Below are 13014 nucleotides of genomic sequence, written 5' to 3' on the forward strand. Positions count from 1 at the left end.
GTAAAAGTGACGATATGAATTCTCTGTTTGCCAGTACGGCCCGTGGGCTGGAAGAGCTGTTAAAAACTGAACTGGAAAGCCTGGGCGCGCAAGAGTGCCAGGTGGTTCAGGGTGGTGTCCATTTTGAGGGCGACACGCGGCTTATTTACCAGAGCCTGATGTGGAGCCGCCTGGCGTCGCGCATCATGCTGCCGATGAAGGAGTGCAAGGTCTATAGCGATCTTGACCTCTATACCGGCGTACAGATGATCGACTGGACAGAGATCTTCACGCCAAATGCCACCTTTGCGGTGCATTTCAACGGCGTGAACGACGAGATCCGCAACAGCCAGTACGGTGCCCTGCGCGTAAAAGACGCCATTGTGGACTGCTTCGCGCGTAAAAATAAGGAACGTCCAAACGTCGATCGCGAAAACCCCGATCTGCGTATTAACGTCTGGCTGAACGGCGACACGGCAAGTATCTCTCTCGATCTGAGCGGCGCGGGCCTGCACCTGCGCGGCTACCGCGATCGTACCGGCATGGCACCCATCAAAGAGACCCTGGCGGCCGCCATCGTGATGCGCTCCGGCTGGCAGCCGGGCACGCCGCTGCTCGATCCGATGTGCGGTTCCGGTACGCTGCTGATTGAAGCGGCTATGCTGGCAACCGACCGCGCGCCGGGACTGCACCGCGGTCAGTGGGGGTTTAAAGGCTGGGCACAGCATGACGAAGCGCTCTGGAAAGAGGTCAAAGACGACGCGCAGACCCGCGCGCGCAAAGGCCTGGCGGAGTATACCTCCCACTTCTACGGCTCGGATAGCGACCCGCGCGTCATTGAGCGCGCGCGCAGCAACACCCGTCGCGCCGGTATCGGCGAGCTGGTCACCTTCGAGGTGAAAGACGTAGCGAACCTGACCAACCCGCTGCCGAAGGGCCCGTACGGGACCGTAATCAGCAATCCGCCATACGGTGAGCGTCTCGACAGCGAGCCTGCGCTGATTGCCCTGCACAGCCTGCTGGGCCGCAATATGAAGGACTACTTCGGCGGCTGGAATCTGTCTCTGTTCAGCGCCTCGCCGGAGCTGCTGAGCTGCCTGCAGCTGCGTGCCGATCGCCAGTTTAAAGCGAAAAATGGCCCGCTGGACTGCGTGCAGAAAAACTACCATCTGGCAGAGAAAGCGGCGGACAGCAAGCCAACCGGCGTGGCAGAAGATTACGCCAACCGCCTGCGCAAAAACCTGAAGAAATTTGAGAAGTGGGCCAAGCAGGAGGGCATTGAATGCTATCGCCTGTACGATGCCGACCTGCCGGAGTACAACGTGGCGGTTGACCGCTATGCGGACTGGGTGGTGATTCAGGAATATGCTCCGCCGAAAACCATCGATGCGCAAAAAGCGCGCCAGCGCATGCTGGACGTCATTGCGGCCACCATTGCCGTGCTGGGGATTGCGCCGAACAAGCTGGTGCTGAAAACCCGCGAGCGTCAGAAAGGTAAAAACCAGTACCAGAAGATGGGCGAAAAGGGCGACTTTATCGAAGTGGGCGAATACAACGCGCGCCTGTGGGTGAACCTGACCGACTATCTTGATACCGGCCTGTTCCTCGACCACCGCATCGCCCGCCGCATGCTCGGCCAGATGAGCAAGGGCAAGGACTTCCTGAATCTCTTCTCCTACACCGGGAGCGCCAGCGTGCATGCCGGTCTCGGCGGCGCGCGCAGCACTACCACGGTGGATATGTCCCGCACTTATCTCGAGTGGGCCGAGCGTAACCTGCGTCTGAACGGCTTAACCGGGCGTCAGCATCGCCTGATGCAGGCCGACGTGCTGGGCTGGCTGCGCGATACCGACGAGCAGTTCGACCTGATCTTTATCGATCCGCCGACCTTCTCTAACTCCAAGCGCATGGAGGATAGCTTTGACGTTCAACGCGATCACCTGCGCCTGATGACCGACCTGAAGCGCCTGCTGCGTAAAGGCGGCACCATTATGTTCTCGAACAACAAACGCGGCTTCCGTATGGATCATGACGGTTTAGCAGCCCTGGGACTGAAAGCACAAGAAATCAGTCAAAAAACGCTGTCTCAGGACTTCGCCCGTAACCGTCAAATTCATAACTGCTGGTTGATTACCGCGGTCTGAAAGGAAAAATAAATGTCATTAATTAGTATGCACGGTGCGTGGCTCTCTTTCAGCGACTCACCGCTTCTCGATAATGCGGAACTGCATATCGAAGATAACGAGCGCGTCTGTCTGGTGGGCCGTAACGGCGCGGGTAAATCCACGCTGATGAAAATCCTCAACCGCGAGCAGGGGCTGGATGACGGCCGCATCGTATACGAGCAGGATCTGATCGTCTCCCGCCTCCAGCAGGATCCGCCGCGTCATGTGACCGGCAGCGTGTACGATTTCGTGGCGGAAGGCATCTCAGAGCAGGCGGAGTACCTGAAGCGCTATCACGAGATTTCGCATCTGGTGATGACCGACCCGAGCGACAAGAATCTCAACGAACTGGCGAAAGTGCAGGAGATGCTCGATCACCACGGTTTGTGGCAGCTGGAAAACCGCATTAACGAGGTGCTGGCGCAGCTCGGGCTGGAACCCGACATGGAGCTGTCGGCGCTCTCCGGCGGCTGGCTGCGTAAAGCGGCGCTGGGGCGCGCGCTGGTCAGCGGCCCTAAGGTACTGCTGCTGGACGAACCAACCAACCACCTGGATATCGAAGCGATTGACTGGCTGGAAGGTTTCCTGAAAACCTTCAGCGGCACCATCATCTTCATCTCGCACGACCGTTCGTTTATTCGCAATATGGCGACGCGCATTGTCGACCTCGACCGCGGCAAGCTGGTCACCTATCCCGGCGATTACGACACCTATCTGCTGGAGAAAGAAGAAAACCTGCGCGTGGAAGAGCTGCAGAATGCGGAGTTCGACCGCAAGCTGGCGCAGGAGGAGGTCTGGATCCGCCAGGGCATCAAAGCCCGCCGTACCCGTAACGAAGGCCGCGTGCGTGCCCTGAAGGCGATGCGTCGCGAGCGCAGCGAGCGCCGCGAAGTCATGGGCAGCGCCAAAATGCAGGTGGAAGAGGCGTCCCGCTCCGGCAAGATTGTCTTCGAAATGGAAAACGTTAACTACCAGGTTGACGGCAAGGTGCTGGTGAAAGATTTCTCTGCGCAGGTTCAGCGCGGGGACAAAATTGCGCTCATCGGCCCGAACGGCTGCGGCAAAACCACGCTGCTGAAGCTGATGCTGGGCCAGCTGCAGGCCGACAGCGGTCGCATTCACTGTGGCACCAAGCTGGAAGTGGCCTACTTCGATCAGCACCGCGCGGAGCTGGATCCGGACCGCACGGTGATGGACAACCTCGCCGAAGGTAAACAGGAAGTGATGGTAAACGGCAAGCCGCGTCACGTGCTGGGCTACCTGCAGGACTTCCTGTTCCACCCGAAACGCGCCATGACACCGGTGCGCGCGCTGTCCGGCGGGGAACGTAACCGTCTTCTGCTGGCCCGTCTGTTCCTGAAGCCAAGTAATCTGTTGATCCTCGATGAACCGACGAACGATTTGGATGTCGAAACGCTGGAATTACTCGAAGAGCTGATCGATGGGTATCAGGGAACCGTGATGCTGGTTAGCCACGATCGTCAGTTCGTGGATAACACCGTGACCGAGTGCTGGATCTTCGAAGGTGAAGGGCGAATTGGTCAGTACGTGGGCGGTTATCACGACGCAAAAGGGCAGCAGTCGCAGTCTCTGGCGCAGAAACAGTCGAAGTCCAGAACAAGTTCTGAACCTGCTGTAACAAAAGCAGAAACTGTCAAGAAAACCTCGGCTAAACTAAGCTATAACCTGCAGCGCGAACTGGAGGGGCTACCTCAGCGTCTTGAAGAGCTGGAGGCCGCGCTTGAGGGGCTGCAAGCGCAGGTTGCTGATGCCTCATTCTTTACCCAATCGCATGACTATACTCAGAAAGTACTGGCTGAAATGTCCGCGGCTGAAAAAGCCCTGGAAGAAGCATTTGAGCGCTGGGAGTACCTTGAGTCTCTGAAAAACGGCGCATAACAGGGATTAAATATGTGTGACCAGCACCATGCCGACAGGCATATATTATGCTCGCAATGCGATATGCTCGTGGCGTTGCCAGAGCTTGGTCACGGACATAAAGCCCAGTGTCCACGCTGTGGCGCGACGTTGACAACCGAGTGGGACGCGCCGCGGCAGCGTCCCACCGCTTACGCGCTGGCAGCACTGTTCATGCTGCTGCTCTCCAATCTCTTCCCCTTCGTCTATATGAAGGTAGGCGGGATGACAAGCCAGGTGGATCTGCTTGAAATCCCGGGCGTGATGTTCTCGGAAGATTACGCCAGCCTCGGCACCTTTTTTCTGCTATTCGTCCAGATAGTCCCGGCGTTTTGCCTGGTCGTCATCCTGCTGCTGGTTAACCGCGTCAGGATGCCGTCATCGCTGAAAATCCGGCTCGCGCGCATCCTTTTTCAGCTCAAAAGCTGGGGGATGGCCGAGATCTTTCTCGCAGGGATACTGGTCAGTTTCGTGAAGCTGATGGCGTACGGCGACGTGGGGATAGGCAGCAGCTTTATTCCCTGGTGTCTGTACTGTGTCCTGCAGCTGCGTGCTTTCCAGTGCGTGGACAGGCGCTGGGCCTGGGACGATATCGCCCCGGCACCGACGCTCGCGCAGACGGTGAAGGTCGGCGTGCCGGGTATCCGCCAGGGGCTCCGTTCTTGTCCGTGCTGTACCGCCGTGCTGCCCGCCGATCTTGAGGTTTGTCCGCGCTGCGAAACGAAGGGCCATGTTCGCCGTAAAAATAGCCTGCAGTGGACGATGGCACTGCTGGTCACGTCCGTCATGCTGTATCTGCCCGCTAATATTCTGCCGATTATGATCACCGATTTGCTCGGCGATAAAATGCCCTCGACGATCCTCGCCGGGGTCATACTGCTGTGGAGCGAAGGATCCTATCCTGTCGCCGGCGTGATTTTCATCGCCAGTATCATGGTGCCCACTTTAAAAATGATCGCCATTGCCTGGCTCTGTTGGGATGCAAAAGGCCACGGAAAACGCGACAGCGAACGCATGCATCTGATTTACGAAGTGGTCGAATTTGTCGGTCGTTGGTCAATGATCGACGTGTTTGTGATTGCCGTTCTCTCTGCGCTGGTGCGGATGGGCGGTTTGATGAGTATTTATCCCGCGATGGGGGCTTTAATGTTTGCACTGGTGGTGATTATGACCATGTTTGCGGCCATGACCTTCGACCCTCGTTTATCGTGGGATCGTGAGCCTGAATCAAGCCATGAGGAAGAGTAAGAGCATGGAAAATAAGAGTGGAGAGGCGAAAGTGCAGAAGGTCAAAAACTGGTCGCCGGTGTGGATTTTCCCCATCGTGACCGCGCTGATCGGTGCATGGATCCTGTTTTATCACTACAGCCATCAGGGACCGGAAGTGACGCTGATTACCACCAATGCCGAAGGAATTGAGGGCGGTAAAACGACCATCAAAAGCCGCAGCGTGGATGTGGGCGTGGTGGAAAGCGCAACCCTGACCGACGATTTAACCCATGTGGAGATTAAGGCGCGTCTTAATGCCGGCATGGAAAAACTCCTGCACGGCGATTCTGTTTTCTGGGTGGTTAAACCGCAGGTGGGACGTGAAGGGATCAGCGGCTTAGGAACGCTGCTCTCAGGTGCCTACATCGAACTGCAGCCGGGTGCAAAAGGCAGCCAGCCGGCGCAGTACCAGCTTCTGGATTCACCGCCGCTAGCACCGCCTGATGCAAAAGGTATCCGCGTGATCCTCGACAGTAAAAAAGCGGGCCAGCTCACGGCGGGCGACCCGGTACTTTTCCGCGGCTATCGCGTGGGTTCGGTGGAGAAGAGCACCTTCGATCCTCAGAAAAGATCCATCAGCTATCAGCTGTTCATCAATGCGCCTAACGATCGTCTGGTTACCAGCAACGTCCGTTTCTGGAAAGACAGCGGCATCGCGGTGGATCTGACCTCGGCGGGCATGCGTGTAGAAATGGGCTCGCTGACAACACTGTTTGGCGGCGGCGTGAGTTTTGACGTACCCGAAGGTCTGGACCTGGGGCAGCCGGTTGCGGAGAACACCGCTTTCCGCCTGTTCGACGATCAAAAAAGCATTCAGGATGCACTCTATACCGATCACATCGACTACCTGATGTTCTTTAAGGATTCTGTTCGTGGCCTGCAGCCTGGGGCGCCCGTTGAGTTCCGCGGTATTCGTCTGGGGACGGTGGGACAAGTGCCTTACTTTGTTCCAGGCCTTAAGCAGATGCTTGATGATGATTACCGTATTCCGGTGCTGATCCGCATTGAGCCTGAGCGCCTGATCAACCAGATTGGTGAGAATCAGGATATCGGCGAGCACATCACCGACCTGATGAATCGCGGTCTGCGCGGCTCGTTGAAAACCGGTAACCTGGTGACCGGCGCACTGTATGTCGATATGGACTTCTATCCAAAAGCGCCGCCGATTACCGGTATGCGTGAATTTGGTGGTTACAAGATCATCCCAACGGTAAGCAGCGGTCTGGCCCAGATCCAGCAGCGTCTCATGGAAACGCTGGATAAAATTAACAATCTGCCTCTGAACCCGATGATTGAGGCGGCGACAGGTTCGTTACATCAAAGCCAGGCGACAATGCAGCGCCTGCAGACCACGCTGGATAACATCAACAAGATTACTGCAAACCAGAGTATGCAGCAGCTGCCGCAGGATATGCAGAAAACGCTGCGCGAGCTGAACCGCAGTATGCAGGGCTTCCAGCCTGGCTCGGCGGCGTACAACAAGATGGTGGCAGATATGCAGCGTCTCGATCAGGTCTTGCGTGAACTGCAGCCGGTTCTGAAAACGCTCAACGAGAAGAGCAACGCGCTGGTGTTCGAAGCGAAAGATAAAAAGGATCCTGAGCCGAAGAGGGCGAAACAATGAAAAAATGGCTAGCGATTGCAGGAGCGATGGTACTCACGGCCTGTAGCTCCGGGAGCGAAACGAAAAGCTACTACCAGCTGCCTCTGGTGACGCAGGCGGTTACGCAAAGTTCCGCCTCGCAGGGTAACCGTCTGCTGTGGGTTGAGCAGGTCGCCGTTCCGGATTACCTGGCCGGCAACGGGGTGGTCTATCAGACCAGCGATGTACAGTACGTTATCGCCAACAACAACCTGTGGGCCAGCCCGCTGGACCAGCAGTTACGCAATACGTTGGTGGCGAATCTGGGCAGCCAGCTTCCGGGCTGGGTTGTTGCCTCCCAGCCTTTGGGAAGCGATCAGGACACGCTGAACGTCACGGTAACGGGCTTCCACGGCCGTTATGACGGTGCCGTTGTCATCAGCGGCGAGTGGCTGTTGAATCATCAGGGACAGCTGATTAAGCGTCCTTTCCATCTGGAGCTGAAGCAGCAGAAGGATGGCTATGATGAAATGGTGAAAGTGCTGGCTCAGGGTTGGGCGCAGGAGTCAGCCAGTATCGCCAGGGAAATTTCCCGACTGCCATAAGTAAAATTCATCGTCAAAAACCGCAATCGGCCTGGTGCTGATTGCGGTTTTTTTTTCGTTGTTGCGTCAGGTTGTTACTTGTGCCGGGTCACAATTTTTGTACAAATGATCTTCTGGCTAGCTCACAAATATGACACCCGTATGAATTTTGAACATTGACGCTGGGACTAATTCGGGGTATTCGTTATCTGTGCCTGCGCATCTGGCGCGGACACTGTTTTCTTTCCACCAGACAAAAGAATGAGGGAAACGAGGCATGAAGAGACAGAAACGAGATCGCCTGGAACGGGCTCATCAACGTGGTTATCAGGCCGGCATCGCTGGACGTTCGAAAGAAATGTGTCCTTATCAGACGATAAATCAAAGGTCACAATGGCTTGGAGGCTGGCGAGAAGCCATCGGCGACAGGGCACTTATAGCCTGATAACGTCTCTTTAAAAAAAGAAACCTCCGCACTGCGGAGGTTTCGCCTTTCCGGGGTCGCTTAAAGCGATATCAGAACGCGGAAGTGTCCTGGAACAGACCCACTTTCAGATCGTTCGCGGTATAGATCAGACGACCGTCTACCAGCACTTCGCCATCCGCCAGGCCCATAATCAGGCGACGGTTAACGATGCGCTTGAAGTGAATACGATAGGTGACTTTCTTCGCCGTAGGCAGAACCTGACCAGTGAATTTCACTTCGCCCACGCCTAGCGCGCGGCCTTTACCTTCACCACCCAGCCAGCCCAGATAGAAGCCAACCAGCTGCCACATGGCATCCAGGCCCAGGCAGCCAGGCATTACCGGATCGCCAATAAAGTGGCAACCGAAGAACCACAGGTCCGGGTTGATATCGAGTTCTGCTTCTACGTAACCCTTATCGAAGTTGCCGCCGGTTTCGGTCATTTTCACGACACGGTCCATCATCAGCATGTTCGGGGCCGGTAACTGTGGGCCTTTCGCGCCAAACAGTTCTCCGCGACCAGAGGCAAGAAGATCTTCTTTTGTATAGGATTCGCGTTTATCTACCATGTTCTCAGTAAGCCTTATTTTAGTGAAGGACGCAGGATAGCTAACACGTGTACGCTGAACAAGTCCGATCAGTTCGAACTGAACCAGCCCAGCCAGCGTAACGGCCATGGATAACGATGGCGAGCATCCTGCTGCGTCGCCTGAGCAATGCGCTCCTGGATAGTCTGCATCAAAGTTGTCTGACCTTCGCCATCCCAAACCAGGTTTGTCAGTAAGGGTAGTGCATCCTCAATCCCTTCGATGGCCCAGATGGCGAATTGTTCCTGTTCAACCGCGTCCAGAATATCCTGGCACAGGCTGAGATGGCGTACGTTAGGCGCCGGAATAATCACACCCTGTTTGCCGTTTAAACCGCGCTGCTGACAGACAGAGAAGAAGCCTTCAATTTTTTCGTTCAGACCGCCAACGGGCTGAGCACGACCAAATTGATCGACCGAACCAGTAATAGCAATGTTCTGGTTGATCGGCACGTCCGCCAGGGCGCTGATTAAGGCGCACAGCTCCGCCATTGAGGCACTATCGCCATCCACTTCGCTGTAGGACTGCTCAAACGTCAGCGAGGCGGAGAAGGGGATTTGCTGCTCAAGCTGCAGCTCAGACATCAAAAATGCCTGCATGATCATCATGCCTTTGGCGTGAATGTTGCCGCCCAGTTCGGCCTTGCGTTCAATATCGGTAAACTCGCCGTCGCCAATATGCACAACGCAGCTGATTCGCGAGGGTTCACCGAACGCGCGCGGATGGCCAGGAAACTCGATCACCGAGAGGGCGTTGATCTGCCCAACGCGTTCGCCTTCTGTCTCGACCAGAATTTGTTCCAGCAGAATTTCATCCTGCATGCGGTCAGCAAGATAGCCTTCGCGCCACTCTCGCTGCGCCAGCATCTGCGTGAGCTGTTCACCAGTAAATGCACCGTTACCGCTGATCGTACCGACTTCACGCAGCTGCTTGCCGATCCAGAGTGGGCAGAGCGGCAAGGTTTCCTGGTCACCGGTATAGCGAACAGCTTCGCGGATTAAACCCGGCCACGCATCGGCGGCAGGCGCTGGCAATGCAAAACGTTCCGCCACGGCCATCACCCACTGACACCACTGCGCCATGTCGTCCGCATCGGCAATCTGAATGTTGTCTTCGTATTCGCTGTAAACTGCCTGTTCGGCCAGTTCCGGCTCCATCTCCTGGAAGTCCGCCAGCGATTCGCGGTCACCCATCAGCACGACGGTCAGCGACAGCGGCATTGACGGCACGGAGACAGGAAGAGGACGAGACTCGTCGTAACCGACCCAGTCAAAGCGCTGTTGGATCACAACGGTTTTCAGACGCATCCACAGCAGCGGCTGCGAGAGCAAAGTGCGCAGAGAGATGATGAGCACGCCGCCGTTTGCACGATGCACCAGCCCCGGCTGCAGGGAAAGCTCGCCGTTAAACTGGCGCAGACAGCCAAACAGCTGTTCAGCCTCGACCCAATTAGCGGTAATTACCTCGCCGTTAGCAGCAAAACGACCGTCGGCCTGGTCCGCCGGTCCGAAGGTAATATTATGCCCCGCGATACGATACTGGCCGCCAAATACCGCGGTGGTGTCTGGCCGCAGCTGGCGCGTGGCATCCCCAAGCAGCGACAGATATTCCGCTTCTTCCGGGGCTTTCAGCAGCATGAAGGGCGATGTCGCCCACGGGCTTAACGTCTGCTCCAGCGCATAATGTAAGCGTGGTTGCGTATCGCTAAGGATGAATTCGTGTTCTTTTGCGAGATCGGGCTGTGCAAACAGTTCCTGATAGCTCTCGGCATCCGGAACAAGGTCACGCCATGCTAGTTTCGTAATGGTCAAAGTTGATGTTTTTTAGTCAGATGTAAAAGCGTGGAGTATACCGTAAGCGGGGGGCTCTACCCAAGCAGGATTGGTGTTTCAGCAGGCGGATTGGCTGCAGTCACTCACAGGATATGATTTCTTTTCAGCAGATTGCTAAAAAACTGATATTCTGAACAGAGTTACGTGGTAACACTGAGATCGCAATGAAATATCAACAACTGGAAAATCTCGAAAGCGGCTGGAAATGGAAGTACCTGGTCAAAAAGCACCGTGAAGGGGAGCTGATCACCTGCTACATCGAAGCCAGCGCTGCGCAAGAAGCCGTGGATATTTTGCTGACCCTCGAAAATGAACCGGTACAGGTCAATGGCTGGATTGAGAAGCACATTAATCCTGCGTTGTTAAACCGGATGAAGCAAACTATCCGCGCGCGACGTAAACGGCATTTTAATGCTGAGCATCAGCATACCCGGAAAAAATCCATCGACCTGGAGTTCGTGGTCTGGCAGCGTCTGGCCGGGCTGGCACAACGGCGTGGTAAGACCCTGTCGGAAACCATCGTGCAGTTGATTGAGGATGCCGAACATAAAGAGAAGTACGCCAACCAGATGTCGTCGCTGAAAAACGACCTTCAGGCGTTGTTGGGCAAAAAATAGATTTTTGTTTTCTTCAGACAATAAAAAACCCCGCATGGCGGGGTTTTTTTATAAGACGATAACTTATGCCGCTGGCTGAGTTACAACGTCTTTAACGCCTTTAACTTCGATCTCTACGCGACGATCTGGTGCCAGGCAGTCGATCAGTGCAGCGCGAGCTTTAACGTTGTCACAGGTGTTGCCAGTAACTGGGTTAGATTCGCCCATACCACGTGGGGAGATCTTGTTAGCTGGGATACCTTTAGAGATCAGGTAATCAACAACAGACTGAGCACGTTTCTCAGACAGTTTCTGGTTGTAAGCGTCAGAACCGATGCGGTCGGTGAAGCCCAGAACCACTACAGAACCGTCTTTAGGATCCAGGTTGCTCAGCTGGGTGTACAGCTGATCCAGTGCCTGCTGACCTTCTGGTTTCAGGGTCGCTTTGTTGAAGTTGAACAGAACGTCAGACTTCAGAGTGAAGTGCTTGGTCTGTACTTCTGGAGCTGGAGCCGGCGCTGGAGCAACAACTGGTGCTGCATCTTCCTGCTGGCCGAAACGGTAGGAAACACCTACGCTCAGCATGCCGTTGTCTGGACGAACGCCAACGGTAGCACCGTCACCGATGTTGTTAACCCACTGGTATTCCAGACGGGTAGCGATGTCACGGGTCATAGCCCACTCAACGCCACCAGCGAATACTGGGGAAACGCCAGTGTCATGGTCGTCGCCAGCGATGTTGTTGCTGGAGTCTGCACGCCATACCATGCCGCCCAGACGGGTGTACACGTCCAGATCGTCAGTTACTGGGTAACCCAGTTTAGCGGTCAGCTGAACGCCCTGAGCTTTGAAAGCGCCATTGATGGTGTCGCCTTTGTATGGCATACGACCTAACCAGTCGTAACCCATTTCAAAGCCAACATACGGGTTAACCTGATAGCCACCGAACGCACCTGCACCAAGCTGGCTCTCGTGAGTAGGGCCATCGTTGTTCAGGCTGCTGTTGTACCAGCCAGTGTCATGGAACTGAGACCAGCCCAGTTTACCACCTGCATACCAGGTATTATCTTTCGGAGCGGCCTGCGCTACGGTAGCGAAGCCAGCCAGTGCCACTGCAATCGCGATAGCTGTCTTTTTCATTTTTTGCGCCTCGTTATCATCCAAAATTCGCCATGAAGGTCTCAAGAGAGAATCACGGTTAAATCCTTCACCGGGGGGCGTGGTCAAATATAAATCTACCGATATCTTCGGCTTAGGCCGAGCACCCCTGGCGATGTAAAGTCTACAACGTAGCTGAAAACTTACAAGTGTGAAGTCTGTCAGGCATATGAAAAAAAAAGTTCCGTATACCTATTATTTAACATTTTTAGAACGAATTTTGTGCAATAAAATTAAGGAGAACCGCACCAGACAAGCCTTGCCGCAATTTTGAGGCCGGGAACTAAAACCGCATCCTGCGGTCAAAAAAAATTCCAGGAAAAATCTTAATTTCACTCAATGATACAAATTTGAGTGAATTTTTAGCCCAGAAAGTTGTCCTCTGCGATAAGAATCTGGACGAACCGGGCGCATGATAAACCCGATCGCATTCCCTTCTTCAGCCGCTTCGGTCAGACGAAAATGTTCCTCTTCCGTCAATTCTTCCGGTAACCACCCGATCACCACGCTGTAATTTCCGGTGCGTAACGCGCGAATCATCGATTCGACGGTATCGCAGGGAGAAAGCTGGTTGATCTGCATAACCTTTGCCAGCGGCAGGCCCGCAGACTGCACCCATTGGCGGCTCAGTTTTTGCTGTGGCGTCAGCCAGAGCTGCCAGCGTGATTGCTGACCAAGCTGCTGTAATAACGGAAGCAGCAGGAGTTGGGTCAACAGAGGCTGGTCTTCACGGTAAACCACTTCACTAATAAGCCCCGTCGAAGCACCCCCAACGGTGTTCTGCGCGACAGTGCCCGCGGTAGAGGAGAGAGAAGTTGAGCGATTTGCATAGCCTGAAGTGTACATATTCATTCCAGCCCTGTAGTTACTGTATGGATA

Annotated in this window: 11 protein-coding genes; 7 read left to right on the forward strand and 4 right to left on the reverse strand. The window is 55.1% G+C overall.

Annotated features, from left to right (window positions below; genetic code table 11):
* Nucleotides 1-14 precede the first annotated feature (14 nt).
* The 6 genes from rlmKL to rmf all read left to right on the forward strand — a co-directional run bounded on the left by rlmKL (nucleotide 15) and on the right by rmf (nucleotide 7941).
* Nucleotides 15-2123 carry a bifunctional 23S rRNA (guanine(2069)-N(7))-methyltransferase RlmK/23S rRNA (guanine(2445)-N(2))-methyltransferase RlmL gene (gene rlmKL / locus IM294_RS12590; protein ID WP_126817653.1) on the forward strand — a complete coding sequence of 703 codons (2109 nt, stop codon included), beginning with the start codon at nucleotides 15-17 and terminating at the stop codon, nucleotides 2121-2123.
* Between the two features lie 12 nt (nucleotides 2124-2135).
* Nucleotides 2136-4043 (forward strand): ABC transporter ATP-binding protein, encoded by a 1908-nt coding sequence (locus tag IM294_RS12595; protein WP_059354522.1) that lies wholly within the window; start codon nucleotides 2136-2138, stop codon nucleotides 4041-4043.
* Between the two features lie 12 nt (nucleotides 4044-4055).
* Nucleotides 4056-5309, forward strand: coding sequence for a membrane integrity-associated transporter subunit PqiA (pqiA, locus tag IM294_RS12600; protein ID WP_028012597.1), 1254 nt, complete (start codon nucleotides 4056-4058; stop codon nucleotides 5307-5309).
* 4 nt (nucleotides 5310-5313) lie between these two features.
* Nucleotides 5314-6954 (forward strand): intermembrane transport protein PqiB, encoded by a 1641-nt coding sequence (gene pqiB, locus IM294_RS12605; RefSeq protein WP_028012598.1) that lies wholly within the window; start codon nucleotides 5314-5316, stop codon nucleotides 6952-6954.
* On the forward strand, nucleotides 6951-7517 hold the full coding sequence (pqiC, locus tag IM294_RS12610) for a membrane integrity-associated transporter subunit PqiC (protein WP_028012599.1): 567 nt from the start codon (nucleotides 6951-6953) through the stop codon (nucleotides 7515-7517). The genes pqiB and pqiC overlap by 4 nt, the downstream gene beginning before the upstream one ends.
* Before the next feature lie 256 nt (nucleotides 7518-7773).
* On the forward strand, nucleotides 7774-7941 hold the full coding sequence (rmf, locus tag IM294_RS12615; protein WP_013097261.1) for a ribosome modulation factor: 168 nt from the start codon (nucleotides 7774-7776) through the stop codon (nucleotides 7939-7941).
* Nucleotides 7942-8012: 71 nt separating this feature from the next.
* On the opposite strand, the gene fabA is transcribed toward rmf, so the two are convergent.
* Together fabA and IM294_RS12625 are read right to left on the reverse strand one after the other, a co-directional pair.
* Nucleotides 8013-8531, reverse strand: coding sequence for a bifunctional 3-hydroxydecanoyl-ACP dehydratase/trans-2-decenoyl-ACP isomerase (gene fabA / locus IM294_RS12620; RefSeq protein ID WP_000227926.1), 519 nt, complete (start codon nucleotides 8529-8531; stop codon nucleotides 8013-8015).
* 68 nt (nucleotides 8532-8599) lie between these two features.
* Entirely contained in the window at nucleotides 8600-10360 is a 1761-nt protein-coding gene (locus IM294_RS12625) for a Lon protease family protein (RefSeq protein ID WP_126817651.1), read from the reverse strand.
* Between the two features lie 185 nt (nucleotides 10361-10545).
* Between IM294_RS12625 and matP the strand changes: the two genes are divergently transcribed.
* A complete protein-coding gene (gene matP, locus IM294_RS12630; protein WP_023332611.1) occupies nucleotides 10546-10998 on the forward strand; it encodes a macrodomain Ter protein MatP in 453 nt (150 codons plus the stop codon).
* A 63-nt stretch (nucleotides 10999-11061) separates the two neighbouring features.
* Here the strand turns inward: matP and ompA are convergent, their stop codons facing one another.
* Nucleotides 11062-12117 (reverse strand): porin OmpA, encoded by a 1056-nt coding sequence (gene ompA, locus IM294_RS12635; protein WP_108780329.1) that lies wholly within the window; start codon nucleotides 12115-12117, stop codon nucleotides 11062-11064.
* A 354-nt stretch (nucleotides 12118-12471) separates the two neighbouring features.
* A complete protein-coding gene (gene sulA / locus IM294_RS12640) occupies nucleotides 12472-12981 on the reverse strand; it encodes an SOS-induced cell division inhibitor SulA (RefSeq protein WP_041910604.1) in 510 nt (169 codons plus the stop codon).
* Nucleotides 12982-13014: the final 33 nt, after the last annotated feature.

The sequence above is a fragment of the Enterobacter cloacae complex sp. P43RS genome, assembly GCF_014930585.1.
In the GTDB taxonomy this organism is placed as follows: Bacteria; Pseudomonadota; Gammaproteobacteria; order Enterobacterales; family Enterobacteriaceae; genus Enterobacter; species Enterobacter bugandensis.